At 68.6% G+C, this 26,994-nt stretch carries 23 protein-coding genes and 1 pseudogene; 13 read left to right on the top strand and 11 right to left on the bottom strand.

Annotation, left to right across the window (positions count from 1 at the left end):
• Positions 1 to 487 precede the first annotated feature (487 nt).
• Positions 488 to 949 (top strand): NUDIX domain-containing protein, encoded by a 462-nt coding sequence (locus ACYVOK_RS00535; protein ID WP_460660196.1) that lies wholly within the window; start codon positions 488 to 490, stop codon positions 947 to 949.
• A 195-nt stretch (positions 950 to 1,144) separates the two neighbouring features.
• Here ACYVOK_RS00535 and ACYVOK_RS00540 read toward each other — a convergent pair whose 3' ends face one another.
• The 3 genes from ACYVOK_RS00540 to ACYVOK_RS00550 form a co-directional block, all read right to left on the bottom strand.
• Positions 1,145 to 2,332, bottom strand: a complete 1,188-nt coding sequence (locus ACYVOK_RS00540; protein ID WP_460660197.1) for a hypothetical protein — start codon at positions 2,330 to 2,332, stop codon at positions 1,145 to 1,147.
• Positions 2,332 to 3,636 (bottom strand): class I SAM-dependent methyltransferase, encoded by a 1,305-nt coding sequence (locus ACYVOK_RS00545; RefSeq protein WP_460660198.1) that lies wholly within the window; start codon positions 3,634 to 3,636, stop codon positions 2,332 to 2,334. Before ACYVOK_RS00545 ends, ACYVOK_RS00540 begins: the two co-directional genes overlap by 1 nt.
• 141 nt (positions 3,637 to 3,777) lie before the next feature.
• Positions 3,778 to 4,143 carry a hypothetical protein gene (locus ACYVOK_RS00550; protein WP_460660199.1) on the bottom strand — a complete coding sequence of 122 codons (366 nt, stop codon included), beginning with the start codon at positions 4,141 to 4,143 and terminating at the stop codon, positions 3,778 to 3,780.
• A 209-nt stretch (positions 4,144 to 4,352) separates the two neighbouring features.
• On the opposite strand from ACYVOK_RS00550, the gene ACYVOK_RS00555 reads away from it, so the two are divergent.
• Positions 4,353 to 4,970: a helix-turn-helix domain-containing protein gene (locus tag ACYVOK_RS00555; protein ID WP_460660200.1), complete on the top strand. Its 618-nt coding sequence runs from the start codon at positions 4,353 to 4,355 to the stop codon at positions 4,968 to 4,970.
• Positions 4,971 to 5,302: 332 nt separating this feature from the next.
• Entirely contained in the window at positions 5,303 to 6,583 is a 1,281-nt protein-coding gene (locus ACYVOK_RS00560) for an MFS transporter (RefSeq protein ID WP_460660201.1), read from the top strand.
• Here the strand turns inward: ACYVOK_RS00560 and ACYVOK_RS00565 are convergent.
• A complete protein-coding gene (locus ACYVOK_RS00565) occupies positions 6,513 to 7,574 on the bottom strand; it encodes a hypothetical protein (protein ID WP_460660202.1) in 1,062 nt (353 codons plus the stop codon). The two genes, ACYVOK_RS00560 and ACYVOK_RS00565, sit on opposite strands and share 71 nt — an antisense overlap.
• A gap of 231 nt (positions 7,575 to 7,805) precedes the next feature.
• Entirely contained in the window at positions 7,806 to 9,449 is a 1,644-nt protein-coding gene (locus ACYVOK_RS00570; RefSeq protein ID WP_460660203.1) for an acyltransferase, read from the bottom strand.
• Positions 9,450 to 9,535: 86 nt separating this feature from the next.
• On the opposite strand from ACYVOK_RS00570, the gene ACYVOK_RS00575 reads away from it, so the two are divergent.
• The 6 genes from ACYVOK_RS00575 (at position 9,536) to ACYVOK_RS00600 (ending at position 15,501) form a co-directional block, all read left to right on the top strand.
• Positions 9,536 to 10,639: a LacI family DNA-binding transcriptional regulator gene (locus ACYVOK_RS00575; protein ID WP_460660204.1), complete on the top strand. Its 1,104-nt coding sequence runs from the start codon at positions 9,536 to 9,538 to the stop codon at positions 10,637 to 10,639.
• Positions 10,640 to 10,941: 302 nt separating this feature from the next.
• Positions 10,942 to 12,264, top strand: coding sequence for an ABC transporter substrate-binding protein (locus ACYVOK_RS00580; protein ID WP_460660205.1), 1,323 nt, complete (start codon positions 10,942 to 10,944; stop codon positions 12,262 to 12,264).
• A gap of 91 nt (positions 12,265 to 12,355) precedes the next feature.
• Entirely contained in the window at positions 12,356 to 13,327 is a 972-nt protein-coding gene (locus ACYVOK_RS00585; protein ID WP_460660206.1) for a carbohydrate ABC transporter permease, read from the top strand.
• Complete coding sequence (locus ACYVOK_RS00590; protein ID WP_460660207.1) at positions 13,320 to 14,171, top strand: carbohydrate ABC transporter permease; 852 nt, start codon at positions 13,320 to 13,322, stop codon at positions 14,169 to 14,171. Before ACYVOK_RS00585 ends, ACYVOK_RS00590 begins: the two co-directional genes overlap by 8 nt.
• 122 nt (positions 14,172 to 14,293) lie before the next feature.
• On the top strand, positions 14,294 to 14,899 hold the full coding sequence (locus ACYVOK_RS00595; protein ID WP_460660208.1) for a TetR/AcrR family transcriptional regulator: 606 nt from the start codon (positions 14,294 to 14,296) through the stop codon (positions 14,897 to 14,899).
• Positions 14,896 to 15,501 (top strand): DUF2867 domain-containing protein, encoded by a 606-nt coding sequence (locus ACYVOK_RS00600; RefSeq protein ID WP_460660209.1) that lies wholly within the window; start codon positions 14,896 to 14,898, stop codon positions 15,499 to 15,501. Before ACYVOK_RS00595 ends, ACYVOK_RS00600 begins: the two co-directional genes overlap by 4 nt.
• 3 nt (positions 15,502 to 15,504) lie before the next feature.
• Here the strand turns inward: ACYVOK_RS00600 and thpR are convergent, their stop codons facing one another.
• On the bottom strand, positions 15,505 to 16,068 hold the full coding sequence (gene thpR, locus ACYVOK_RS00605; protein ID WP_460660210.1) for an RNA 2',3'-cyclic phosphodiesterase: 564 nt from the start codon (positions 16,066 to 16,068) through the stop codon (positions 15,505 to 15,507).
• Positions 16,069 to 16,101: 33 nt separating this feature from the next.
• On the opposite strand from thpR, the gene ACYVOK_RS00610 reads away from it, so the two are divergent.
• Positions 16,102 to 17,559, top strand: coding sequence for an LLM class flavin-dependent oxidoreductase (locus tag ACYVOK_RS00610; RefSeq protein WP_460660211.1), 1,458 nt, complete (start codon positions 16,102 to 16,104; stop codon positions 17,557 to 17,559).
• Here the strand turns inward: ACYVOK_RS00610 and ACYVOK_RS00615 are convergent.
• Genes ACYVOK_RS00615 through ACYVOK_RS00625 form a run of 3 tightly spaced genes read right to left on the bottom strand, consistent with a single transcriptional unit; the run spans position 17,542 to position 20,760 of the window.
• The gene (locus ACYVOK_RS00615; protein WP_460660212.1) at positions 17,542 to 18,945 is read right to left on the bottom strand and encodes a mycothione reductase; all 1,404 of its coding nucleotides are present in this window, start codon (positions 18,943 to 18,945) and stop codon (positions 17,542 to 17,544) included. The genes ACYVOK_RS00610 and ACYVOK_RS00615 overlap by 18 nt on opposite strands.
• 25 nt (positions 18,946 to 18,970) lie before the next feature.
• The gene (locus ACYVOK_RS00620) at positions 18,971 to 20,314 is read right to left on the bottom strand and encodes an MFS transporter (protein WP_460660213.1); all 1,344 of its coding nucleotides are present in this window, start codon (positions 20,312 to 20,314) and stop codon (positions 18,971 to 18,973) included.
• The gene (locus ACYVOK_RS00625; protein WP_460660214.1) at positions 20,311 to 20,760 is read right to left on the bottom strand and encodes a MarR family winged helix-turn-helix transcriptional regulator; all 450 of its coding nucleotides are present in this window, start codon (positions 20,758 to 20,760) and stop codon (positions 20,311 to 20,313) included. Before ACYVOK_RS00625 ends, ACYVOK_RS00620 begins: the two co-directional genes overlap by 4 nt.
• A 96-nt stretch (positions 20,761 to 20,856) precedes the next feature.
• Between ACYVOK_RS00625 and ACYVOK_RS00630 the strand changes: the two genes are divergently transcribed.
• Positions 20,857 to 21,924, top strand: a complete 1,068-nt coding sequence (locus ACYVOK_RS00630) for a hypothetical protein (protein ID WP_460660215.1) — start codon at positions 20,857 to 20,859, stop codon at positions 21,922 to 21,924.
• On the opposite strand, the gene ACYVOK_RS00635 is transcribed toward ACYVOK_RS00630, so the two are convergent.
• Positions 21,921 to 23,393, bottom strand: a complete 1,473-nt coding sequence (locus ACYVOK_RS00635; protein WP_460660216.1) for an NCS2 family permease — start codon at positions 23,391 to 23,393, stop codon at positions 21,921 to 21,923. The two genes, ACYVOK_RS00630 and ACYVOK_RS00635, sit on opposite strands and share 4 nt — an antisense overlap.
• Before the next feature lie 80 nt (positions 23,394 to 23,473).
• Here ACYVOK_RS00635 and ACYVOK_RS00640 point away from each other — a divergent pair, with 80 nt between their 5' ends.
• Entirely contained in the window at positions 23,474 to 23,785 is a 312-nt protein-coding gene (locus ACYVOK_RS00640; protein ID WP_460660217.1) for a DUF2530 domain-containing protein, read from the top strand.
• 426 nt (positions 23,786 to 24,211) lie between these two features.
• Here the strand turns inward: ACYVOK_RS00640 and ACYVOK_RS00645 are convergent.
• Positions 24,212 to 24,964 (bottom strand): annotated as a pseudogene (locus ACYVOK_RS00645) (DUF3027 domain-containing protein); the annotation flags it as partial.
• Between the two features lie 84 nt (positions 24,965 to 25,048).
• On the opposite strand from ACYVOK_RS00645, the gene ACYVOK_RS00650 reads away from it, so the two are divergent.
• Positions 25,049 to 26,989, top strand: coding sequence for an MFS transporter (locus ACYVOK_RS00650; RefSeq protein ID WP_460660218.1), 1,941 nt, complete (start codon positions 25,049 to 25,051; stop codon positions 26,987 to 26,989).
• The last annotated feature ends 5 nt before the right edge of the window (positions 26,990 to 26,994 follow it).

Genomic DNA, 26,994 nt, shown 5'->3' on the forward strand with positions numbered 1-26,994 from the left:
AGCCCACCCGGCCCGGCCGCTTGGGTCACCGGCAAGCTCATCCATACAGCGAACAGCCGCCGGCCCGGGGTTGGGTCGGCGGCTGTTTCGTGTCTCGGGGTGGGTCGCCGGCAAGTTCATTCGTGCGCGAGCAGCCGCCGGTTCGGGGGTTGGGTTGGCGGCTGTTTCGTGTCTCGGGGTGGGTGTCGGTGCCGCGGGCGGTGTTGGTACCTGCGGGTAGCTCCCAGCCGGTGCTTTGGAGGTTTGTGTTCGGCTGACCGCCCGGGGCTAGGCAAAGGATTAGCTGTGAGCGGTTGTGGTGGAGGCCGCTTCAGTGGCTCAAGGAGTCGGCGCCGCTGGGGGGCTTCGATGGCGTCGTCGTACCGGTGGCGGATCGCCTCGCTGTGCGCCGGGCGGGCTACGGCAACGAACTCTTCTTGACCGGCCGCGGTACGGAAACTCTGGACGGGGTACGGTCCGGCGGGTGACGTTGCGGACTAGTCGGTTGATGACTTCGATGTTCCTGGTCCGCGACGGACAGGTCTTGTTGCTCCACCGGAAGGGCTCGCGCGCGATTGAGGACTCCTGGGTGGGAGTCGGCGGCCATATCGCGCCCGGTAAGATCGACGATCCGGCAGCTGGTGTCCTTCGTGAAATGGAGGAGGAGGTCGGCGTTGTTCCGGACGAGATCTGTGATCTTGCTCTGCGGTACGTGGCGCTGAGGGACACCGGCAGCGAGCTTCGCCACACCTACTACTTCACTGCCACGCTCCGGCCCGGCGTACCGGTTCCTGGTGAATGTGCCGAAGGGGATCTCCGGTGGTTCGATCTGGCAACGGATCCGACGGACCTCGAGATGCCGCCGACAGCCCGGATTGCTTTCGCTCACTGGCTGAGGGAAGGGCGCTACGACGAAGTACTCCGGTTCATCGTCATAGGCGCAGACGGTCAGCAGACCGGCCCGTTCTAGAGGTTCACCGGCCGACACGACGGGGTGAAGCGGGTGCGGGGACGGTGGGTCCGGGTGGTTTGGTAGGCCCGGGTGGGTTCCGTGGGCTCCGGTGGTCCGGGTGGCGTCGGGTGAAGCGGGTGACGCGGGTGCAGAGTGCGGCGGATCCGGGTAGGTGCGGCGGGTCCGGGTGAGGCTGGGTGACGCCCGGTGGGTTCAGGGGAGGGGTGGCCGGGTGGGGGCGTTTGGCGGGTTTGGGGGTGGGCGGCCGTGGGGGTGTCGGGCGGTGGGGGTGGGTGGGGTCAGGGGCGGCCGGCGGTGGGGGGTGGGTGGGGATTGGCCGGTTAGGCGGGCGTTTTCGGCCATGCGGTCGAGGCGTTCGCGGCGGCCTGGGGGGAAGGTGATGACGGTGATCACGAGGGCGAAGAGGGCGGCGCCGATGAGGATCCAGCGGAGGTTGTGGCTCTTGCCCGGTTCGGTGCTCGAGTCGGAGGCGGTGGCCGGTTTGGGGGTCGCCGACGCGGCGGGCGGCGTGCTGTTGGAGGCCTGCTTGGCGGGAATCGGGGCCCGGTAGACGGCGTTGTTGGTGGTGCCGACCAGGATGGAGTCGCTCGTCTGGCCGATGGCGACCGATTCGCCCCGCGCCGACGACAGGTTCGCGGTCGCGACGAGGGTCGGGTTGTCTCCCCAGGCGATCGTGGAGACGCCGGTCTCCGTCCGAAGTACCACTCGCTGGCCGTCCGGGAGGAACGTGCCGTCGGTGAAAGTGCCGGCCGGTGCGGGGGCGAGTTTGGTGAGCTCGTTCGTGCCTTCACGGGAGGGGGCAGGCGGAGCTGAATAGATCGCGCCGGCCTTGGACGACTTCGTCACGATGTACAGCTGGTTGGTGCCGGGCTCTACCAGCAGGGTCTCGGCGTCGTGGGCGCCGTCGGGGTAGGTGAAGTCGTACCGGCGGTAGCGGACGTCCTGCTCGCCGAGCTGATCGGGCTCCGGGATGGCATAGATCTCGACCATGTCCCGGGTGGCCTTGTTGTCGCCGATGTCGGCGACGTAGATCGTTCCGTCACGGTCGACCGCGATGGCCTCGACGTCGCGGACGTCCGCCTTGAAGCTGAGCACCGCCAGGACCTTGCCGGTGGTGTCGACGCCGACGACCCGAACGTTCTCGCCCGCGTCGTTCACCGTCCAGTAGAGCCTCTCGTACTTCTGGCTCTTAGCCATCCCGGACGACTCGTCGACCCGCTCGTCGCGAATGGTGAACAGCTTCTTCACCCCGGGCGTCGGATCCGCCGCCGGGACCTGCACTCCAGCCTGCGGTGCAGCGGTCGCGTCGGCTGGGAGCGCCGTACCGGCCAGGCTGAAGAAACCGGCCGCGATCAGCGCGAGACCGGCCCGAAGCCGCATCACGGAACCACCTCCGCGCCGGCACCGGAGGAGGGCGCCACAGACGGGCCTGCGGTGCTGGGCGACTCCGGCAGGAGGAGTTGGGCCAGGCGCGGGGTGACGTGCCAGTCGCGGATCAGGGTTTCGTACTCGGACTGGAGATCGGGGGTCGGGGCGGCACCGGTCCGGGCGGCGCGAAGGAGGAGGTTGCGCGGAGTGTGCTGACTGTCCACGAACTGCACGACCTCCACCCGGTATCCGACCTGTCGCAGCACCGCCGCCCGCAGCGTATCCGTCAGGACGTCGGCGAACCGCTCACGAACGATGCCATATCTCGTCATCAGCGCATACGGCGCCGGTGGTGTGACGCTCTTGAGCTGCTTTTGGATGTCGTGATGGCAGCACGGAGCCGCGAGGACCAGCGGAGCCTCCCAGCCGACCGCCCTGGCGAGCGCGTCGTCGGTCGCGGTGTCACAGGCGTGCAGGGCGAGTACGACGTCTGGGCGTACGTCGAGCTCGGCGGCCTGAATCGTGGCGTCGACGAACCGAAGGTGCTCCTGCCAACCGAGGGCCGTGACCACCCGGGTGTTGCGCTCGCGCGCCGCCGGGTTGTGGTCGATACCAGTCATGCGTACGTCGTGACCCGCGGAGGTCAGCAGGTGGTAGGCGGCGAGCGTGAGGTACGCATTGCCGCAGCCGAGGTCGACCACATGGAGCGGCCTGCCGGCCGGGATCCGGCCCGCCCCGATCGCATCGTCCAGGGCCGGGGCGAGCAGCTTGCAGAATTCCTCGATCTGCTTGTACTTCGCCTGCCGCGACGGCTTCACCCGGCCGTGGTGATCGCTGATCCCGAGCTCGATCAAGAACGGCGCGGCCGGGTCGAGCACCCGCTGCTTCACCCGGTCGTGGCTGGTCTCCTGCTCGCGGGTCTCCGCCTGGCGGTGGAGCAGCTCCTTGCCCTTCTTGGTGTAGCGAAGCCGGAGTGTCTCGGTCGTCGTTGCGACGTGCCAGCTCCCGTACGGCAGGTCGAGCAGTTCGTCGACCGCCTTGGCGATCTCCTGGCCGGCGACGTTGCGGGCGTGCGCCTGGCGTTCGTCGTACTCGGTGATCTGCAGGTGACGGACCGACTTGAGGTCGACGTACCGGAGCTCGACGCGTTGGTAGTCCGGTGGTTCCAGGCCGCGGCGGCGGCCCGAGGCGACCGCGCGGACCAGGGCGGACTCGTCCAGGAGAGCCGTGCGGATCACGTCGCGCACGCCGGACTCCGCCCCGGAACCAGCGCCCGGCTCGCCGGAGCTCAGCACCGGATCCACGTCTGCCTGCATCGCGCCATTGTCCCCGACCCCTCATCCCGATCACAAAACGGTCTCGCCCGACGCCGAACAGCGTCCACCCAACCGCTGCCACGCAACGGTCGGCACAACCTGTCCGGGAACTGCCGCTTGCCTGAGACTTCGGCGGGGTCGTCATTCGAGCTTCTCGTCTTCCTTGAGCAGACCCAGCGAGCGGAGGCGGGTGGCGATGCCGCCCGGTTGGCGGCCGAGGGCTTCGACGAGTTCGTCCTTGGTGGCGCCGTTGCGGTAGAGGTCACTGAGGGTCTGCTCCTCCTCGGCGGTCCAGACGCGGAAGGCGTTCGGGTGGTTCTTGCGGGCGGCCTCGATCTTGCGGGTCATCGAGCGGGTCGACAGCACCTCGAGCGAGCGGATCCGGGCCTGGCGATGCCGCCCGACCACTTCCCCGTCGCGCCAGAACACCACCGCCTCGTCCTCGAACGTCATCAGGTCGGCCGGGACGTCGCAGTAGTCGGCGTCCTCGAGCATCACTCGCAGCATGGGTCGTTCTCTCCGTTTCGTCGTACGGTCCGGCGGCTCGTCGCACCTTCCGGGGTGCCGGCGGCCCTCTCGGTCCTGTTGTCGACAGAGAAGATGCCGCGCTTCCGCGGCTCCCCGGCCGGCTGTTTGCGAGCTGTGGACAAACTGATTGCATGATTGCTTTGCAAAAACTCTTTGCAAAGCGCCTTTGGAGTCGTAGTCTCGTCGGCATGAGTGACGAGACGGCTGACGCGCCTGAGGCGCCTGAGGATGAGGCTGCGGTGAGCGGTACGACGGTCCGGCTGGATCGGCACCTGGTGCGGGCGCTGGCTCACCCGATGCGGAACCGGATGCTGGGGTTGCTGCGGATCTACGGGCCGCAGACCGCCACCACGTTGGCCGGCCGGCTGGGCGTGAACACCGGCGCGACGAGCTATCACCTGCGGCAACTGGCCGAGGCCGGGCTCGTGGTGGAGGACGACAGCCGTGGGAACGCGCGGGACCGGTGGTGGAAGTCGGCGCACCAGGGGACGGCGTTCGACGTGGCCGAACTGCTCGAGCAGGAGCCGGAGCTCACGATGGGCTACCTGCACGGGATCGGGCAGACGTACGCGGAGAACATGTTCGGGTTCATCGACGCTATGCAGACGCTGCCGCCGGCGTGGCGCGAGGCGAGCATGCTGTCCGACTTCATCTTCCACCTCAGGCCGGAGGAGCTCGCGGCGATGATGGCGGAGATCTTGGCGGTGCTGGAGAAGTACAAGACGCCGGACCTCACCGCTCCCCTGCCGGAGGGTGCCGAGCAGGTGTCGGTCCAGATCCAGGCGTACCCGCGGGAGACCCGATGAGCCGCCGTACGGCGTGAGCCGTCCTGCCTGGGCTGAGGTACGCGGAGCGCCGGACGGGTGGTTGGCATGAGCCGGCCACGGTTGGCGATCCGGCCGTGATGCGGGCCCCAGGGGCGACGAGTGCCGCCTGCCCGGCGGGGCGTCGGTAGGCGGATCAGGGGAACGCGGCGGGCGGCTTGTGGTGGGCGGTTCGCGGGCGGCTCGTGGTGGGCGGTTCGCGGGCGGCTCGTGGTGGGCGGCTCGTAGTCGGTTCGTGGCGGGCGGCTCGCGGGCGGCTCGTGGCGGTCGTTCGTGGTGGGCGGTTCGAGTTGAGGGGTGAGGTGGGTGGGGTGGTGAAGGCTGGACGTGGGGCGTTGGCGGCGTTCTTGGTGGCCAACGTCGTGTCGATTTGCGGGACTCGGGTCAGCGCCATCGCCGTTCCGTGGTTCGTGTTGGTGACGACCGGTTCGCCGTTGAAGACCGGGTTGGTGGCGCTGGCGGAGATGGCGCCGCTGGTGGTCTTCAAGGCGATCGGTGGGCCGTTGATCGACCGGGTCGGCCCTCGCCGGGTCAGTGTGATCGCGGACACGGCCAGCGCGGGTGTCGTCGCCATGATCCCCTTGCTGCACACGCTGAACGCGCTGTCCTTCCCGATGCTGCTGGTCCTGGTCGCGATAGCGGGAGCACTCCGCGGACCGGGTGACGCGGCCAAGGCCACGCTCATCCCTGACATTGCACAAGCAGCCAACGTCCCGCTGGAGCGCGTGACTGGTCCGGAGAGCACCACCGAGCGTCTGGCCGGGTTCATCGCGTTCGCGATCGCGGGAGCGCTCATCACCCTCGTCGGCGAGGTCAACGCGTTGTGGATCGACGCGGCCTCGTTCGGTGTCTGCGCAGTACTCATCTCCCGCTGGATCCCCAAGCAGCACCGGAAAACCGAGGACGAGTCCGACGAGACCGGAAGCTACCGGCAGCGGCTGGCAGAGGGGTGGCGGTTCCTGCGCAAGGACAAGCTGATGATGCCGCTCGTCCTGATGATCGCGGTGACCAATCTGCTCGACGCTGCCATCGGCGCCGTACTGCTGCCTGTCTGGATCAGAGAGCACGGCTTCGGCCCCGGGCACACCAGTCTGATCCTCACGTCGTTCGGAGTGACCGCCACTGCGTTCGCACTGGTCGCGTCGGCGGTCGGCGACCGCATCCCGCGGAAGCTGGTCTTCACCCTCGCGTTCCTGATCTGTGGTGCGCCGCGCTTCGTGGTGATGGCCTTCGACGCGCCGGTGTGGGCGCTGATGGCCGTGTACGCCGTCGGAGGCATCGGAGCCGGGTTCATCAACCCGGTGCTGGGTGCGCTCTTCATCGAGCGGATTCCCCGGCACATGCTCGGCCGGGTCAACTCGTTGGCGGACGCGGTGTGCTGGACCGGCGTACCACTCGGTGGTGTCGTGGCCGGTGCGGCCATCGCCGGCATCGGCCTGGTGCCGGCACTGTTCGCGGCCGGTGCGGTCTACTTCGTCGCGACCATGTCACCGCTGCTGATCGGCCGCCACGAGAGCTGGAAGGTCACACGGGATCCGACGGGTCCTGCGGAAACGGCGGCCGGCTCGGATCCGGTGGCAGTCCCAAGGTCCTAGCCTTCATCGCCTCGGCCTCCTTGCGGCGCAGCCGGTCCGCCTCGGCACTCAGCAGTCCCAGCAACACCAGATCGAGCAGCATCCCCCCGACGGCTGCGAACTGCGTGCCGGCGAACTGGAACACCTGCGTGACCAGCAGCGACACCAGCACCGCCAACTCGAACAACCGGACCGCACGAGCCCTGTTCTTCCTCCGCAGCTGCAAGCCACCACGGACGGTGAAGGACGCCGACAGCAGGCTCCCGGCGGCCACACCGAGTACCGGGAAGTCCATGAAGAGGCCGTCGTCGAACCGCAGCCCGGCCGCGATGGCGGGCGCACCGATCGCTTGGAAGACGAGTACGGCGACTACGATCCGAGGAGCGAGTGGACGGGTCGCCAACCGGTCGAACCCCCGCTGAAGTGCGTGCCACGCGGCGTCCACCGGGGCCGCGAGCTCCACCTCGTCCGCCGGGCACGCAGCAAGCAGGTCCCGGGTTTCGCGTCGGCCCTGCACCTCAGCACCCACCTGACGAAGCTGCTCCGACGCCTGCGCGAGCCGGCGGCGTGACAGACCGCCCGCGACCCCCTCGACGGCGTGGTCGACCACGTTCGCCAATTGCTCCCGCGGATCGATCGGCCGGCGCGTGGTGAGGAACCGGCTGCCGAGCACGATCAGCACGAAGACGACGTACACGATCGCCGCCGTCGGTTGGTAGAAGTAGTTGTTGTCCGAGGTGACGAACTTCCCGACCTCGTCGATGAACAGCCCGAACCCGACCCCGCCGATCAGCGCGGCTGCGGGTCGGACGACCGGACCGACGTACGCGAGCAGCAGCGAGATCGCGACCAGCATCAGCAGCCCGCCCGGGAGGACGTGCGCGATGTGCAGACCCTTGCCACCGATCTGCGGGTAGCCGCTCAGCCCGAGGAACAGGCGGGTGATCAGGACTGTCGCGACACCGGACACGACGAAAGTGGTCAGGTGTTCGCCGGACCGTACATTGCGCACCAACCCCGCTCGCATCAAGTATGTCGAACGCGCTCCGGTCACGGTGCTCATGCGGTAGAACGTTAGCCGCAGAGGCGTCAGCGGACGAGTGCGGCGATCACGACCATGGCGACCAGTGCGGCCAGTACGAGAGAGGTCACCAGTCGACGGGTGCGGGGGTCCACCCGATCAGGCTAATAGACCCCCACCCAGTGGACGTCAGGGCAGGGGGTGGTTGCCAGCCCAGGACGTTCAGCGAGGACTGACCAGCGGCTCGGGCCGGTGGACGCCGCGCGGACGGTAGCCGACGGCGTCGGACAGCCCCAGGTAGTCCGAAAGTAGCCAGATGATCGCCAGCCACATCTCGGTGCCCTGCAAACCGGGGATGGAACGGTCGTCGGTGCCGTCCGGCGCGAAGGCGAACCCTTGCCCGTCGACCCAGCGATCGAGGATCCGGCTGAGCTGGTCCTCGGCCCAGCGAACACCGTCCGCACGACCGAAGTTGGTCTGCTTGCCGGCCAGCCACAGCGGGTGGATGACGTCGAGTACGTTGCACGCGTTGTAGCCGTCACCGCTGAACACCCGCCGGTCGTTGCTATGAGCAAGCAGCGTCTTGACGGCCTGCACCGGATACGGCAGTGGCAGCCCGAACTGGGCGTAAGTACCCCGCGTCAGCCGGTAGAAGCCGTTGACGACCTGCAGCCAACCGTCGTCCGGATGCGGCCAGCCCCACATTCCGGAGTCCGGATCGGCCCGCACCAGGAGCCAACCCATCAAGGTCTCCAGCGGTCCTGATTCCCCGTGATCCTCGAGGTTCCGGGCCAGAGCGGTGCCGAGGGCATCGATTCCGGAACCCGCCGACCAGGCCTGCCTTGCCCAGGGCAAGTTGTCGAGCTGACGCTCCAGCTCGCCGGGCGCGAAGTCCGTCCGGATCGGATGCTCGAAGCAACTGTCGAGCAGCTGGAGGGCATAGCCGACACAGAGCACGTGATAACCGGCCGGCCCCTCGAGCACGGACAGCTTGTCATGCGCGGGTACGTCGAGGCCGGCGTCGGCGAGGTCTCCCGGTGAGACCAGTCCGGTCTCGGGATCCTGGCGGTGCCGGAGCCGGCGGACCAGGTCGTCGCGGGTGTGACCTTCAGGGGTACGACGCAGCAGCAGGTCGGCGATTTCTACGGCGTCGCACCACGGACGGATCGCCGGTTCGTGATCGAGTCCCGGCCGGTCGACGAAGCGCTCGCCGTCCCAGCACCGCTTCAGTACGTCGTCCGCCTGCTCGCGAGCCTTGGCGGTGAAGGCAGCCAGCCGATCCGCCAGGTCGCCGACGGGTTTGGCAGCCGCGGTGCGGGAACGCAGTACGCGCGCCGGATTGCCCGCGGCAATCGTGTTGGCCGGCACGTCCCTGGTGACGACCGCGCCCGCGCCGATGATCGAGTGCGGACCGATCGTCACGCCGTCCAGCACCGTGACGTTCGAGCCGATCCAGACATCGTCGCCGACGGTGATGCCGAGTGAGGTGTGCGGCTGACGGAAGATCGGCTGGCCCGGCGCGGTCCCGTGGTTGAACGCGAGCAGCGACGTGTGCGCGCCGATCCGGACTCCGTCGCCGATGGTGACCTTGCCGCGGACGGCCGAGAACGGGTTGATCGTGGTGTCGGAACCGAGCGAGACGCGACCGGTCACGTACGCGTGCGCCGCGATGTACGACCGCTCCCCCATCCGCAGTTCGTCGCAGTACACCGCCGCCGACTCGGCGATGTACACGTCGTCGGCCAGCGACAGCGACCCACCGAGCCGTTGTTGCCGTTCGACCTGGCGATCACGCTCCTCGCCGGAGGCCACTCGCGCGTACTCCCAGGGCAGGAAATCCAGTCGCAACGGTTCACCAGGGGTCATGGGAAAACGCTATCCAAACCTTTCGGCGCACGCCAGCCCCGAAATGGCGCTGCTACCCTCTCGCCTGTGCGGGGTACCAGGCAGACATGACGACACCCGGATCCAAGGCCCTCGGGGAGAGCGCCGACGACGGTCCGGCGAACGGTGGCGGGCGCCGGCGAGTCACCATCAGCGACCTCGCGCGCCGTCTGCACATCTCGAAGGCGTCGGTCTCGTACGCCCTGAACGGCCGCGCCGGGGTCAGCGAGGAGACCCGGCAGCGGGTCCTCGACCTGGCCGAGGAGCTGGGCTTCCACCCGAACTCGGCCGCGGTGGCACTCTCGGCCAGCCGGACCCGCACGATCGGCATCGTGATCGCCCGCGACCCCGCGCTGATCTCGACCGAGGCGTTCTACATGCGCACGCTGGTCGGCATCGAGCAGTACCTGAACGAGGTCGACTCCTCGCTGCTGCTGCGGCTGACCGGTGAGCACGGCGAGGATCTCGACGTACTGCGGAGATGGTCGAGGCAGGGCCGGGTCGACGGGTTCATCCTGTTCGACGAGCACGACGACGACCCCCGGATCCCGCTGCTGAAGGAGCTCGGGATGCCCTGTGTGGTGGTCAGTTCCAACGATCCCGACGACCAGGTCGGCCGGCTGATCAGCTCTCCGGTCGAGACCGTGACGTTGCTGCTCGACCACCTGGCCGGGCTCGGGCACCGCGACGTCGCGCACATCAGCGGGCCGTTCACCTTCGTCCACGAGCAGCTGCGGGTGCGGATGCTGCACGAGGAGGCCGGGCGGCGCGGGATGACGGTCCGGCACATCGAAGGCAGTTACCGGTACGACGACGGCGCCGAGCTGACCCGCCGGCTGCTGACCGACCCGAACCCGCCGACCGCGATCGTACTCGGGAACGACCTGATGGCGGTGGCCGCGCTGCGGGTGGCGACGGAGCTCGGCACCGCCGTACCCGGTGAGGTGTCGATCCTCGCGTGGGACGACTCGCCGCTGTGCGAGCTGGCGCGTCCGGGGATCACCGCGATCGACCAGAAGACGATGGAACGCGGCCGCGCCGCGGCGGATCTCCTGCTCCGGGTCGCCGGTGGCGAGACCGAGCTGCACGAAGAAGCTCCCGCCGGTGAGCTGCGCGCCCGGGAGTCCTCCGGCCCCGCCGCTGACATTCGAGCGGATATCCCCTCGAGCTGATCCTTCTCCCCAGCTGTCACGAGGGGAGAACCGGCAACACCAGGGGTTGTCCCCTGCTGTGCGGGAGCGTGTGCGGGAGGTCGGTTCGGGCGAACGTTAAGACTCTCTGAAGTCGGGCGAACCCAGAGCGTGTCAGATTGTGTCCTGACATGGCGGGGTGAAGGTTGGTTTCCATCACGAGGTAGTAACGAAGCACTGCCTACTGAACCGGTTAGGGTTTCGAAACTTAACCGGTTAGGCCACTATGGGGCCGATCCGCCTCCGCAGGTCCGCGGAGGCTCGACGGGACGAGGGAGTCCGACGTGAGACTGCGTTCGCTTGTAGCCGCGGTAGCGGCGACCGCCCTGGGAATCAGCCTGGCCGCCTGCGGTGGCAGCGACTCGGGCGATTCCTCCGGCGGCGGCACGGGTGGAGAGACCACGCTGACCTACTGGGCCAGCAACCAGGGCACCAGCCTGGACAACGACAAGGAGGTGCTGACCCCGGTCCTGCAGAAGTTCACCCAGGAGACCGGTGTCAAGGTCAACCTCGAGGTGATCGGCTGGAACGACCTGCAGACCCGGATCCAGACCGCGATCACCTCCGGCCAGGCGCCGGACGTGGTCAACATCGGCAACACCTGGGCCGCGTCGCTGCAGGCGACCGACGCGTTCCTGCCGTTCGACGGCGACGCGATGAACGCGATCGGCGGGAAGGACAAGTTCGTGCCGACGGCCCTGGCGACCGGCGGCAAGGAAGGCACCGACCCGACCTCGGTCCCGCTCTACGGCCTGGCGTACGGCCTGTACTACAACAAGGCGATGTTCGCCGCGGCCGGCCTGCAGCCGCCGAAGACCTGGGAAGAGATGGTCGCCGCGGCGAAGAAGCTGACCAACCCGGCGAAGAACCAGTGGGGTATGGCGCTGGCCGCCGGCAGCTACACCGAGAACGTGCACTTCGCGTTCATCAACGCCGCGCAGAACGGCGCCGACTGGTTCGACAAGGACGGCAAGCCGACCTTCACCGGTGACGGCAACGTCCAGGGCGTCCTGCGGTACCTCGACCTGATGCAGAAGGACAAGGTCGCGAACCCGTCGAACGCGCAGTACGACAACGGCACCAAGTCGGTGAACGACTTCGCGACCAAGAAGGTCGCGATGATCATCAACCAGAACAACGCCGACTCCTCGATCGCCGCGAACGGCATGAAGAACAGCGAGTACGGCGTGGTGCCCTTCCCGGCGCCGCAGGGTGCGGCGAACCAGACCGCCAGCCACGTGGCCGGGATCAACCTGTCGATCTTCAAGAACACCAAGAACAAGGACGCGGCGCTGAAGTTCGTGAAGTTCATGACGGACCCTGAGACCCAGACCACGCTGGGCAAGCCGTTCGCCTCGCTGCCGGTGCTGAAGGACGCGAAGCCGGTCTTCACCGACAACGCCGAGGAGGCCGCGATCTTCCAGGACATCTACAACACCAAGTCCAAGCCGCTGCCGCTGGTGCCGGCCGAGGACCAGTACGAGAGCACCGTCGGCAAGGCGATGAACGGCATGTTCGCCAAGATCGCCACCGGCGGGACGGTGACCGCGGACGAGGTGAAGGCGGCCCTGAAGACCGCCGAGGATCAGGTGGCCGCGAGTAGCTGACGCACCACCAGGTGGCCCGGGCCGGTTCGTGCCCGGGCCACCGACCGCGTCAGTCGACCACCTCGAACCGAAGGAACAGGAGGCGACCCGGATGGCCGTCGCCACGACGGAAGCCCCGGCGAAAGCCGCCAAGACCAACCGCGGCGGCCTGGAGCGCCGGCCCGGTCTGAGCCGGTGGCTCCCCTACCTGCTGCTGGCTCCGGCAGTGCTGATGGAACTGCTCATCCACATCGTCCCGATGCTGGTCGGGATCTGGATGAGCTTCGTGAAACTGACCAAGTTCTACATCGCGAACTGGTCCGCCGCACCCTGGGCCGGGCTCGGCAACTACAAGGTGGCCGTCGACTTCGACAACGCCGTCGGTGAGGGACTGCTGAAGTCCTTCGGCGTCACCGTCGCCTTCTCGCTCATCACCGTCGGGCTGTCCTGGGTGTTCGGGATGGCCGCGGCGGTCGCGCTGCAGCCGCCGTTCCGCGGCCGGAGCTGGGTCCGGACCCTGTTCCTGGTGCCTTACGCGCTCCCGGCGTACGCGGGGATCCTGACCTGGAACTTCATGCTGCAGCGCGACACCGGCATCGTGAACCACATCCTGGTCGACAACCTCGGCCTCGCGACCGACCGGCCGTTCTGGCTGATCGGCGGCAACGCCCTCGTCTCCCTCATCGTCGTGGCGGTGTGGAAGCTGTGGACGTTCGCGTTCCTGACCCTGATGGCCGGGTTGCAGAGCATCCCGCGCGACATGTACGAGGCCGCGGCGGTGGACGGCGCCGGCAACCTGCGGCAGTGGCGCAACATCACGCTGCCGTCGCTGCGACCGGTCAACCTGGTCCTGGTCCTGGTCCTGTTCCTGTGGACGTTCAGTGACTTCAACACGCCGTACGTGCTGTTCGGTACGGCGCAGCCGCCGGCCGGGGACCTGATCACTTTCCACATCTACAACGCGTCGTTCCTGACCTGGAACTTCGGCTCCGGTGCGGCGATGTCCGTGCTGCTGCTGATCTTCCTGATGATCGTCACCGGCGCCTATCTGCTGTTCACCGGAAGGAGGTCACGTCGTGCGTGAGTCCGTCTCCGTAACCAAGGGCTTCAAGATCTACCGCGGCGTCGTCCTGGGCGTTCTCGGCCTGTTCGTGCTGATCCCGCTCTACGTGATGATCACGTCGTCGCTGAAACCGCTGAGCGACGTGCAGGGCGCGTTCACCTGGTGGCCGTCGAACCTGACGCTGGCGCCGTTCGTGGACATGTGGCAGACGGTCCCGCTGGCCCGGTACTTCGTGAACAGCACGATCGTCTCGGTGGCCGCGACGGCGTTCTCGGTGGCGATCGCGATCCTGGCCGCGTTCGCGGTGTCGCGGTTCCGCTTCCGCGGCCGGACCGTGTTCACCACCACGGTGCTGTCGACGCAGATGTTCCCGGGTGTGCTGTTCCTGCTGCCGTTGTTCCTGATCTTCGTGAACATCAACAACGAGTTCGGGCTGCAACTGGTCGGGTCGCGGCTCGGGTTGATCATCACCTACCTGACCTTCAGCCTGCCGTTCTCGATCTGGATGCTGGCCGGGTATTTCGACAGCATCCCGCGCGAACTGGACGAGGCGGCGCTGGTCGACGGGTGCGGGCCGATGGGTGCGCTCTGGCGCGTGGTGCTGCCGGCCGCCCGGCCCGGGGTCATCGCGGTGGCAATCTACTCGTTCATGACCGCGTGGGGTGAGGTGTTGTTCGCGTCGGTGATGACGACCGAGGCGAACCGGACCCTGTCGGTCGGCCTGCGGCAGTACTCCACCCAGACCAACATCTACTGGAACCAGATCATGGCGGCCGCCCTGGTGGTCAGCATCCCGGTCGTCATCGGCTTCCTGCTGGCCCAGCGCCACTTCGTCGCCGGTGTCACCGCGGGCGCCGTCAAGTAAACAGTCACCATTCGAAGGGGGCCTCCCACCACGGGAGGCCCCCTTCGTGTTGCCGCGGTCACGTTGCACCGGGTCGCGAACTTACATACATTCATGTACGTAGGTTTCCACCGGGAGGACAGATGCGTACGACGCAGGCCGAGCGGCGGGCCCGGACCCGGGCGGCGATCCTGGAGTCGGCCGCCCGCGGACTGTCCCGCTACGGCTACGGAAACCTCGTGCTCGAGCAGGTGGCGGCGGACGCCGGCTACACGCGGGGCGCGCTCTACCACCTGTTCAAGAACAAGGAAGAGCTCACGCTCGCGGTTCGCGCGTGGATCATCGAGACCTGGGACCGGGAGGTCGGCGACGCCGTCCGCCAGGAGTCCGACCCGGTGCAGGCTCTGCTGACGCTGGCGCGCCGGCACGCGGTGTTCTGCCGTCGCGACATCGCGCGGGTCGCTGTGGCACTGCGGTTGGAGTTCAGCGGTCAGGATCATCCGGTCGGCAACCAGGTCGAGGAGAACTACGAGCAGTTGGTCGCCTTGGTCGCCGGGTTGGTCAAAGCCGGCCGCCGTACCGGAGCACTCCCGTCCGGAGCGCCGGCCAAAGTTGTCGCGAGCGCCTTCGTCGGGGCGCTCGAAGGCACTGTGATCGCCCTTGGCGGGCAGGTGCCGCACGACGAACGGTACGCCGTTCGCGCGGTCGCCGGTGTGCTCGGGCTCGGTCCTACCGAAGGAGAGCAATGAAGCTGCCGAACACCGCGTACACGGATCCGCCGTGGCGGATGCACGAGATCGACCACGGCTTCACCGTCGAGGATGTCTGGGCACTGCCGACGCCCGGAGGTCCGGACGACTTCCCGAAGCTGGTAGGGATGATGTCGAGCGGCGACACCGGGGACAACCCGTCGTGGATCGCCCGGATGCTGTTCTCGATCCGGTGGAAACTCGGTGAAGTGCTCGGCTGGGACAGCCCCGACGCGAAGGTCGGCAAGCGGGTCGCCACGTTGCGCGACCGCCTGCCCGCCGACCTGCGCGAAGGCCCGGCCGGGCCGGAGTTCGACCGGCTCCCCTTCAGCTCGGTCTTCCTGACCGGGAACGAGTTCGCCGCCGAGTTGTCGAACAAGACCTGCCACGCCGTCATGCACCTGGCCTGGGTCCCCGACAGCACCGACAGCTCCGCCAGCGCCGGCGGTTACCACGGTCAGATGGCCGTCCTGGTCAAGCCGAACGGTCGGCTGGGCCGGCTCTACATGGCCGCCATCCTGCCGTTCCGCTACCTCTTCGTCTATCCACCGCTGCTCAAGGGGATAGCCAAGGAGTGGGAGGCTCAGGCGACCTCACGGTAGGCGCTAACCCAGGAAGTCCCATTCGCCCACTGTTGTGTACGCCGACGTGCGGCCCGGCCCTTCGCCGAGGCGCGACTCGATCAGTTGCAGACTGCCCGCGGTCCAGGACGGGCCGTCGTACGTGTCGAGGATCCGCACCCAGCGGGTGGCGTCCATCGGCCGGCGCAACCGTGCCAGCGTGACGTGCGGGGTGAATTTCCGTCCCTCCACGGTGACGCCGGCGCGATTCGCTGCCGAGCGCGTCGTCATCGCCAGGTGCCTCAACGACTCGGTTTCGTCGCGCACCCCGGCGTACAGCACCCGCGCGTCGGGGACGCCCGGGAAGGCGCCCGCTCCGGTGAGTTGCAGTTCGAACGGCTTCTGCCGCTTGGCGGCCCGCTCCAGCCGCTCGCCCAGCTCTTCGATCTTCCAGTCCGGCACCTCACCGAGGAAGGCGAGGGTGATGTGCCAGTGCTCGTCCGCGGCCCACCGGATGTCGTCATCCGGATGCTCCCGCCGCGGCTCGACGAACTCGCTCAGATCCTCCACAACGTCAATCGGTGGCACCACGGCCACGAACAATCGCATCCCAAAATGCTAGCGATAGGTGAAACTGCTTTTGTGGATGAGCTGAAGCTGCCGTCGCCGTGTGTGGTGATCCTGGTCGGGCCGGGGGCCTCAGGCAAGTCGACGTGGGCGGCGGAGCGGTTCGCGGCGGACCTGGTCGTGTCGAGCGATCGGCTGCGCGCTCTGGTGGGCGCCGGGGAGGACGATCTCGCGGCGAGTGCCGACGCGTTCGCGTTGCTGGAAGAGGTGGTGCGGCAACGGATCGGCCGCCGGTTGACGACGGTGATCGACACCCTCGGGCTCGACCGGGAGCGGCGGCTGCGATGGCTCGGGCTGGCCCGGGAGGCCGGGATGCCGTGTGTCGCGGTCGGTTTCGACACCCCGGCCGCCGAGTGCCGGGCGCGCAATCGCACCCGCTCGAAGCGGATCCCGGCCGACGTGCTGACGTCACAGTTGCGGTCCTGGGCGGCGGTGAAGAAGGAGTTGCCGCTGGAGGGGTACGACGACGTCCTCGAGCCGGCCGTGGTTCGCGTCGTACCGACGGCCTTCGTGGACGCCGGGGCGGCTGCGACCCGGCAGTCGGAGACACCGACGGGGTTGCGGTTCGGGCTGCAGTTGAGCAGTTACACGCACAAGGCCGGGCGGGCCGGGACGGCCTCGTGGATCCGTGAGGTCGCGTCCCGAGCCGAAGCCGCCGGGTTCGACGCGATCTACGTGATGGACCACTTCCGGCAGATTCCGCAGGTCGGGCGGGCCTGGGAGGACTTCCTGGAGAGCTGGACGACGCTCGGGTATCTGGCCGCGTGTACGTCGCGGGTGCGGCTGGGGACTCTGGTCTCCGGGATCACGTATCGGAACGTGGCCCATCTGGGCAAAATCGCCGCGACGCTCGACGTACTGAGTGGTGGGCGTGCGGTCTGCGGTGTGGGGCTCGCGTGGTTCGAGCAGGAGCACAAGGCTTACGGGTGGACTTTTCCGCCGGTCGCCGAGCGCTACGCGGTCCTGGAGGACGCGTTGCAGCTGCTGCCGGTTCTGTGGGGACCAGGCAACAAACCGTTCCGCGGTGCGGTGCTCGACGTACCCGACACGACGTGTTATCCGCGACCGCTGCAGGAGCGTTTGCCCTTGCTGGTCGGCGGAAGTGGTCGCCGGACGCTGCGCCTGGCGGCTCGGTACGCCGAAGCCGTGAACGTCTTCGGAGATGTGGCGCAGGTCCGCAAACACGTCGACTACGTGCGTGAGCTGACCGATCGCCCGGTCGAGGTCACCCATCTGTCCACCACTCTGGTGGGCAAAGATCACCGGCACGTCGACGAACTGGTCGAGAAGCTGCGGCCGCGCAACCAGAACCCGGCCCGCTACGCCGCGTCGGTCAACGCCGGCACAGTCACCGACCAGATCGGCCGCTTCCGCGAACTCTCCGAGGCCGGCGTCGCCGAGGTGATGATCAGCCTCCCCGACCTCGACACACTCGAGACCGCCGGCGAGGTGATCTCAGCGTTTCGGCTCTAGTTCGAGCTTCAGCAGGGCGTTCTCGATCAACTCGGACATGGCCGGGTGGATCCAGAACTGGTTGCGGGCCATCGAGTAGGCGTCCAGGCCGAAACTCATCGCCTGGATGACCGGCTGGATCACCGAGGACGCCTGCGGGCCGATGATGTGGCAGCCGATGATCTGGCCGGTGTCCGCATCGGCCAGGATCTTGGCGAAACCCGTGGTGTCCTCCATCGCCCAGCCGTATGCGATGTCGGCGTACTGCTGACGCCCCACGACGTACCGGATCCCGCGCTCCCTGGCCTGCTCCTCGGTGAGGCCGACGGCGGCGATCTGCGGTGAGCTGAAGACGGCGTGCGGGACGAAACGGTGGTCGGCGGTGATCCGGTCCGTCGGGTTGAGCAGGTTGTGCTTCACCACCCGGGCCTCGTGGTTCGCGACGTGCTTCAGCTGGTGGGGTGAGGTGATGTCGCCGAGCGCGTAGATGCCGTCGACGTTCGTCTGCTGGTACTCGTCGACGATCACGCGTCCCTCCGAGTCGACCTCGACACCGGTGGCGTCCAGGTTGAGGGTGTCCGAGTTCGGTGTCCGGCCGACCGCGACCAGGACCTCGTCGACCACGAGTTCGTCGACGCCCTCCGGGCTGAGCATCTCCAGAGCGATCGCGCCGTCCGCACGCCGGATCGCGCGGACCGTGTCGTGGTCGAGGCGTACGTCGTACTTGCCCTGAGCGATCTCGGTGAAACGCTGCGCGATCTCGGTGTCCTCGTGGCGCATCAGCAGCCCCGACCGGGCGATCATCGTGACCTCGACGCCGTACGACGAGAACACATGCGCGAACTCGGCCGCGACGAACCCGCTGCCGATGATGCCGAGTCTGCGCGGCAGCTCGTCGATCCGCATGATCGTGTCGGAGGTGTGGAACCCGACCTCTGCCAGACCGGGGACGAACGGGACGATCGGCCGGCTGCCGGCGGCCAGGACGAACCTGTCCCCGGTCAGCACCCGGGTCTCGCCGTCCTTGCCGTCGACGGTCAGCTCCTTGGGCCCGGTGAACCGGCCGGTGCCGTCGTACACGGTCACGTTGGCGTTGTCGGCGTGGTGGTGCCGGTACTCCGAGCCGCCCGCGGCGATCGGGTCGATCCGGCCGAAGATCCGGTCCCTGATGTCGGTCCAGCGGACCCCGGTCAGCTCGGTGTCGACGCCGTACCGGGAACTCACGCTCGGAACCGCGGCGAGATCCGCGGTGTGCACGAACATCTTGGTCGGGATGCAACCGACGTTCAGGCAGGTGCCGCCGAACGTGCCGCGCTCGACGATCGCCACCTTCCAGTCGGCGAACCGCCGGTTCACGATCGTGTTCCCGGAGCCGGTCCCGATGATCACCAGGTCGTAATGAGTCACACCCCATTGTGGGGGTGACGCGAAACTAGGCCACCCGCGGCCCGACGTCCCTGGACGGTCCGGCCGGTGACTCGGCCGGGACGACCTCGGTGACGACTGCCTTCTCGCCCAGCACCTCGCTCTGCGTGAGGACGTCCAGCCGCGGACGCGGGAGCAGGCGCGGCCGGATCGACAGGCCGCGGCGGCGCGAGAAGTACAGCACCGAGCCGACCGTGCCGAGCACGGTGAGCGCACCGCCGACGATCAGCGACCAGCGGGCGCCGAACGACTGGCCGACCCAGCCGATCAGCGGCGACCCGATCGGCGTACCGCCCATCAGGACCGTCATGTAGAGCGCCATCACGCGGCCGCGCATGGTCGGCTCGATGCTCAGCTGCATGGTCGCGTTGGCCGCGGTCAGCATGGTCAGTGAGGTCAGGCCGACCAGCGGCAGCACCGCCGCGTAGGTCAGGTACGTCGGCATCAGGCCGCTGACCACCGCCATCACACCGAACGCCAGGGCCGCGCCGATCACCAGGCGGGCGCGGATCCGGCGCCGGCGGGCCGCCAGCAGCGCACCGGACAACGAGCCGACGGCCAGGATCGAGCCGAGGATGCCGTACTCCCCCGCGCCCTTCTGGAACACCTCGGTCGCCATCAGCGCGGACGTCATCTGGAAGTTCAGCCCGAAGGTCCCGGCGAAGAACACGGTGACCAGCACCATCATCAGCTCCGGCCGGCGCCATAGGTACCGCATGCCGTCGCGGATCATGCCCTTGTCCCGGGCCGCGGGTTTCGGCGTGTGCAGCTCGCTGACCCGCATCAGCCGCAGCGACAGGATCACCGCGCCGTAGGTGAGGCCGTTGATCATGATCACCGGTCCGGTGCCGATCCAGTGGATCAGCAGACCGGCCAGCGCCGGGCCGAGCAGCCGGGCCGCGTTGAACGACGCCGAGTTCAGCCCGACCGCGTTGGCCAGCTCGTCCCGGCCGACCATCTCCACCACGAACGACTGCCGGGCCGGCGCGTCGAACGCCGTACCGACGCCGAACAGCAGGGCCAGCAGGTACACGTGCCAGGGCTCGACCAGGCCGCTGACGGTCAGCCCGCCGAGGACGAGGGCGACCGTGGCCATCGCGATCTGGGTGCAGGTCAGCACCCGGCGCTTCGGGAACCGGTCCGCCACGAGTCCGGCGTACGGGCCGAGCAGCAGGGACGGCAGGAACTGGAGACCGGTGACGATGCCGAGCGCCGTCCCGGAGTGGGTCAGCTCCAGGACCAGCCAGTCCTGGGCGACGCGCTGCATCCAGGTGCCGACGTTCGAGACGATCGCACCGGAGGCGTAGAGACGGAAGTTGCGGACTCTGAACGCGTGGAAGGTCGGACTCATGTGGCCGCCAGGCGTTCGAGAACAGGTGCTGCCTTGCGCAGGATGTCGCGCTCCTCGGGGGTCAGTTGCTTCAGCTTGGTCTGCAGCCACTCGTCGCGGCGCCGGCGGTTGGCCAGGATCAGGGCGTCCGCGGCCGCGGTCAGCTCGACCACGATCTGGCGTTTGTCGGTCGCGTGGGGCCGGCGGACGACCAGGCCCGCCTCCTCCATGTTCGACACGATCCGCGTCATCGACGGCGGCTTGACCTGCTCGTGGGCGGCCAGCTCGCCGATCGTCATCGCGTCGTGCTTGGCCAGCGCGCCGAGCACGCTGAGCTGGTTGGCGGTGAGCTCGTGGCCCGGCTCGCGCTGCCGCCGGATCTGCCGGGACAGCCGGAGCGTGGACGACCTCAGGGCACTCGCCAGCCCGACGTCACTCTTCACCTGCTGGGCTACGACTTCGGGCATGTTCTTTACCTTAACTCATTACCTTTGCTAAAGAAAACGGCAGACTGCCGCCGGTATTCCCGGCCCTCCCGGCCCGGCACGCTAGGGTTCGCGAGCATGGGGACACCTGCTGAGCTGGAGCGGTACGAGCAGCGGTTCCGGCGGGCCGGGCTGCCGCTGTTCATCGAGGACTTCTCGCCGACGCACGACATCTTCACCCGGGCCACCCCGCTGCTGGTGCTGGTGTTCCTGGCCGAGATGCTCGGCGCCACCTCACTGAACTGGCCGGTCTGGCAGAACGTGCTGTTCGCGTGCGTCGCGCTGGTGGTCCTGATCCTCGGGTTCGGGCTGCTGAACGGCTTTCGCGGCCGCCCGTTCTGGTCGCTGCCGACCCGGTTCGGCATCCCGGAGCTGTCCGTGTTCGTCCTGCTACCCGCGCTCCTCCCACTCGCCACCGAGGGCCAGGTCCGCCAGTTCTTCGGCATCGCCTTCAGCAACCTCGTGCTCGTCGGCATGGCCTACGTCGTGATCGGCTACGGCTTGATCGCGACAACGTACTGGAGCCTGCGCCGGCTGGCCGGGGACCTGGCCAACTCGATCGCCAGCATGGTCCGGGCCCTCCCGCTGCTGCTGGTGTTCTCGCTCGTGCTGTTCATCAACACCGAGATGTGGCAGGTGTTCACCGGGATGCCGGTCGCGTTCATCCTGTTCTCGGTGGCCGCCTTCACCCTGCTCAGCACGCTGTTCCTGATGGTGCGGCTGCCGAGAGAGCTCGACGCGATCGAGCGGGACGTCGACTCGGGCCCGCCGCTGCGGCGGCTCCAGCGGCTGAACCTCAGCGTCAGCCTGGTGATCCGTCAGTGGGTGCAGACGCTGGTGGTGAGCACCGGAGTCGGCCTCTTCTTCGTTGCCTTCGGCATGCTCGCGATCACGCGGCACATCTACGAGAGCTGGGGCATCGATCCCGGCGGCTGGTCGTACGACGTACAACTGCTGGGGCACCCGATGGTGATCAGCGCCGGCCTGGCGAAGGTCGCCGTCGGCATCGCGAACTTCACCGGCCTGTACTACTCGATCGCCTTGCTGACCGACTCGTCGTACCGCGAAGAGTTCCTCGACACCATCGCCGCCGAACTCCGCGACCTGTTCACGGCCCGCGCCGAGTACCTTCGGTTGCGCGCCTAGGTGAGCCAGTCGCCGAGCGGGCCGATGGCGAAGTAGATGACGAACAGGACCGAGACCACCCACATCAGCGGGTGCACCTGACGGGCCTTGCCGCGGACCAGTTTGAGGATGACGTAGGAGACGAAGCCGGCGCCGATACCGGCGGTGATCGAGTACGTGAACGGCATCAGGATCACCGTCAGGAACGCCGGGAACGCGACCTCGATGTCGTCGAAGTCGATCCCCTTCACCTGCGTCATCATCAGGAACCCGACCAGGACCAGCGCCGGCGTCGCCGCCTCGTACGGCACCAGCGTGACCAGCGGCGCGACCACCATCGAGATCAGGAAGCAGATCCCAGTCACCACACTCGCCAACCCGGTCCGGGCCCCCTCGCCGACACCCGACGCGGACTCGATGTACGACGTGTTGCTCGACACCGACGCGGCACCGCCGGCGGCGGCCGCGACCGAGTCGACGATCAGGATCCGCTGAGCGTGCGGCGGGTTGCCGTCGGCATCCAGCAGGCCGGCCTCCGCGCCGATCGCGGTCATCGTGCCCATCGTGTCGAAGAAGTCGGCCAGCATCAGCGTGAAGACCAACAACAGCGCGGACACCACGCCGACCCGCTCGAACGACCCGAACAGGCTGAACTCGCCGAGGGTGTCCAGGTTCGGGCGGCTGATCCAGTCGTCCGGCAGCTTCGGGACGCTCAGGCCCCAGCCGCCCGGGTTCTCCGTGGTCCGCGCGCCGACGGAGACGATCGACTCGACGACGATCGCCAGCACGGTCGCCGCCAGGATGCCGATCAGGATCGCACCCTTCACCTTCCGCGCGTACAGGGTGATGATCAGCAGCAGGCCGAACACGAAGATCAGCACCGGCCAGCCGCGAAGGTTGCCACCGACACCGAGCTCGACCGGCGGACCCGTCAGCGCGGCAGGACGCCGTACGAAGCCCGCGTCGATCACGCCGATGAACGCGATGAACAGGCCGATGCCGACACTGATCGCCACCTTCAACTGCACCGGGACGGCCTCGAACACCGCCTTGCGGAACCCGGTCAGCACCAGGATCAAGATGATGATGCCCTCCAGCACCACCAGGCCCATCGCGTCGGCCCAGGTCATCTTGGTCGCCACCGAGAACGCGATGAAGGCGTTCAGGCCGAGCCCGGTCGCCAGCGCCAGCGGGAAGTTCGCCACCAGGCCCATCAGGATGGTGACCACGCCGGCCACCAGCGCGGTGGCGACCGCGATCTTCGCGATCGACGCCGTCGGGTCCGTGCCGCCGCCGACGTACTGGCCGGCGCCGTCCTTGACGGTGCCGATGATCAGCGGGTTCAGCACCACGATGTAGGCCATCGTGAAGAACGTGACCAGCCCGCCGCGGACCTCGCGGCCGACGGTGGATCCCCGTTGACTGATCTTGAAGAACGAGTCGACGAAGTTGGAGCGGTCACGGGCGGTGGCAGCCTGGGGCGAGCTCATGGCGGAATCGTGCCAGGTCCCACCGGCAAGTTGCGAGCACTGACCCGAAACAGGCTCGACCCGGCGGTTAAGGTGGACCCGTGGCAGACGAGCAGTCCGCGCAGAAGAAGCGCACCGACCCGACCAGCCAGCTGGCCCGCGGCGAGCTGGTGCACGCCGAGGTGAAGCCGCTCGACCTGTCCGGCATCCCCACCGTGATCACCGGCATCGTCGCCTGGGCGGTCGCGTTCCTCGTCGTACTGATCTTCCGCGACGAACTCGCGAAGGACGGCCTCGAATGGTGGCTGTGGGTCACCGTCGCCGGCTTCGGCCTCGGCCTCATCGGCCTCTGGTATTGCCGCCGCCGCTGGTCCGCCATCCAATCCCAAACCCACCCCGAACTCCCCGACTGACCACCGGCCAAAGGACACGGCCTCCGGCCGCGGCTGTGTCCTCGCCGCCTTCGGCGGGCCCGCGAGCTGGTGTCACGGGTTGAGGTGATCGGCGGACAGGAGGGAGTTGGGGTCGAGCCCACGCACCCGTTACGCGCGCTCTACGTCGCGTGCTCGCTGCCGCGCCCGCCGAAGGCGGCATCTGAGCGGTTGCCGGTGGCGGCAGGGTTCTCAGTTGGTTTCGAGTTCGTCGTCCGGCTCGGGGGCGGTGGGGCGGTCGGCGGGTTGGGGGACGGCTGGGGCGTGGGCGATCTCGTCCGCGGCGGCCTGGGTGACGTCGACCTCGGCTTCGACCACCTCGGCTTCGACGACCTTGGTTTCGACGGCGTCGGTTTCGACGGCGTCGGTTTCGAGGGCGTTGGTCTGGGTTTCGGCGGCCAGTTCGAGGTCGTCGTAGCCGGTGGTGTCGAAGGCGTGTTCGGTGGAGGGCTGATCGGGGAGGTCGATGACGGCGTCGGAGTGGGCGCCGCAGCCGTAGTCGTAGGCGACGACGCGGCCCTCGCCCGGGGCCATCTCGTTGGCGCAGACTCCGAAGGCCTGGCCGAGGCTGTCGGCCAGGCGGATCCAGTAGCCGCAGGCGTGACACTTGTACGGGACGGCCTGGGCGATCGGGGACGCCGGGCCGAAGTCCCCGCCGTACCAGCGCTCGGCTGCGTCTTCCCGGCCGTACGGCGAGAGCACCCGCTCCCGGCCGAGTCCGAGTTCGTCGACGACCGCGAGTACCTCGTCGGGGGCGCCGGTGTCGGTGAAGCCGGGCTCGAGCCGCGGGTCGTCCGGGAGGGTCGGGAACAGGTCGCCGGGGCGCAGGTCGCCCGGCTGGACCCGGTCGGACCACGGCACCCACTCCGGCGCGACGATCGCGTCGTCGCCGGGCAGCATGACGACCTCGTTGATGGTGACCGTCTTCGCGCGGGAGGCGCGGGTCAGCGTGACCGCCCACCGCCAGCCGCGGTACCCGGGGTGGGTCGAGGCGAAGTAGTGCGTGACGAGGCGCTCGCCCTCGACCAGGTGACCGAGGTGCTCCCCGACCTGCGCGGCGCCGGCCTCGGCGATCGCGGCCTCGCGGGCAGGTTCGACCGCCGCGACACAGATGGCGTCGGGCTTGGCGCGAACCGGTTCCGGAGTTCTGACGGGGGTCACAATCGCCCATTCTCGCACGCCCGCGAGGGTGCTCGGAACGCGCCGTGACTACGGTCTGTCTCCCGCAGGAGGCAGGATGGTTCCATGCACAGCCCAGACCCCGCGAACCGGAAGGCGACGCCTGGTTCGTCCGGCGAGAACCCGCCCGGCGGGACGGCTGGCAACAAGCCCGGCGACACGTACGGCGACAAGCCCGGCGGCAAGGCAGGCAACGCGCACGGCGGCCAACGGGGCGACACGTCCGGCGGCAAGCCCGGCGACAACCACGGCGGCAGGCAGGGCACCAAACCCGCGGGGAAGTCGGCCGGTCAACGGCTCAACGGTGCGCGGGAGAAGCTGGGCACCGCGAGCAGGAAGGTCGGTCAGGCCTCGAAGGTCGGTGCCAGCGGGGTCGCATCAGCCTCCCGGAGGACGGCCGTGGTCGGCGGGAAGGTCGGCCGCGCCACCGGGCGGCGGATCCGCGGGCTGACGCACGCCCAGGGCGCCGGTGAGTCCGGGCTGTCCCGACTGATCGAGCTGGGCGCGGTGAACGCGGCCGCCGACACCGCGTTGGCCGTATCGCTGGCCGGGACCGTGTTCTTCGCCGTGCCCAGTGAGCAGGCCCGGGACCGGGTCGCGCTGTTCCTGCTGCTGACGATGGCGCCGTTCGCGCTGATGGCGCCGCTGGTCGGGCCGATCCTGGATCGGTTCCGGCACGGGCGCCGGTGGGCGATCGGCGCGACGCTCGGTCTGCGCGGCTTCCTGGTCTGGAGCCTCGCCGCCTCGATGGACGGCTCGGCCTCGCCGTGGCTGTACCCGGCCGCGCTGGGTTGCCTGGTCGCGTCCAAGGCGTACGGCGTGACGCGGGCATCCGCCGTACCGCGGCTGCTCCCGAAGGAGATCACCCTTGTCACCGCGAACTCGCGGATCTCGCTGGCCGGTGTCGCGGGTGCGACCATCGGCGCGGGTATCGCGGGTGCGTTCGCGGCGATCGGGCCGGAGTGGTCGCTGCGCTGGGCCGCACTGGTCTACACGGTCGGTCTCGTGCTGGCGATCCGGCTGCCGAGCAGGGTCGATTCGCCGGCCGGTGAGGAGATGACCGGTACGGCGGGACGCGAGGTGCGGCGGCGTTCGATCACGGCGGCGGTGGCCCGCGGGATCCGGTGCAACCTCGGGCTCCGGTTCGTCTCCGGGTTCCTGACCATGTACCTGGCGTTCCTGCTGCGGGACAAACCGCTCAGCGGGGTCGACGGTGCGCTCGCCGCCGGCGCGGTGATCGCGGCGGCGGGTCTCGGCAACAGTCTCGGCACCCTGGTCGGGTCGTTGCTCAAGGCCCGTAAACCCGAGGCCGTCGTCCTGGTGGTGCTGCTCGCGGACGCCACGGTGGCGGTCCTGGTGGCGGTGTTCTACGGGTTCCCGATCCTGATCGCACTCGGCCTGGTCGCCGGGTTGTGCAGCTCGCTCGGCAAGTTGTCGCTGGACGCGATGATCCAGCGTGACGTGCCGGAGACCGTGCGTACGTCCGTGTTCGCCCGATCGGAGACCGTGCTGCAACTGGCCTGGGTGATCGGCGGCGGCTGCGGCATCGTCCTGCCGCTCATCCCCCGCCTCGGCTTCGGCTTCCTCGCCGGGGTGCTCCTGGTCGTCGTCTTCCTCGTCGTACGGATGAAGTCCACAAGCCGGCCCGCCGCGGGTCCCGCCGCCCCGAAGCCGCCGGCCGGCCCCAGTGGTGGGGACGGTGGCGACGGTGCGCCCGAGCCCGAGCGGCCGACCAGCACGAGCCGTACGATCCTCAGCGTCGCCGAGCAGCGCGCCAACCGGGAGAGCAGCCGGCGCCGGTACGACGAACCGACGGTGGAGCTCAAGGTCGACGACGAGCCGGCCGGCGGGCAACCGATCGGCCGCTGGTGGAGCGGCCACCCCGAGGACGACGAGGAAACCCGCCAGGACCACGCCCCCTGGGCCGAGGAGCCGACCGTCGAACGCGAACCCGGCCGCGGCCTGTTCAACCGCCGCCGCCCCGGCGAAAACCACCCACCCCGCTGAGCAGC

This window comes from Kribbella swartbergensis (assembly GCF_054784135.1).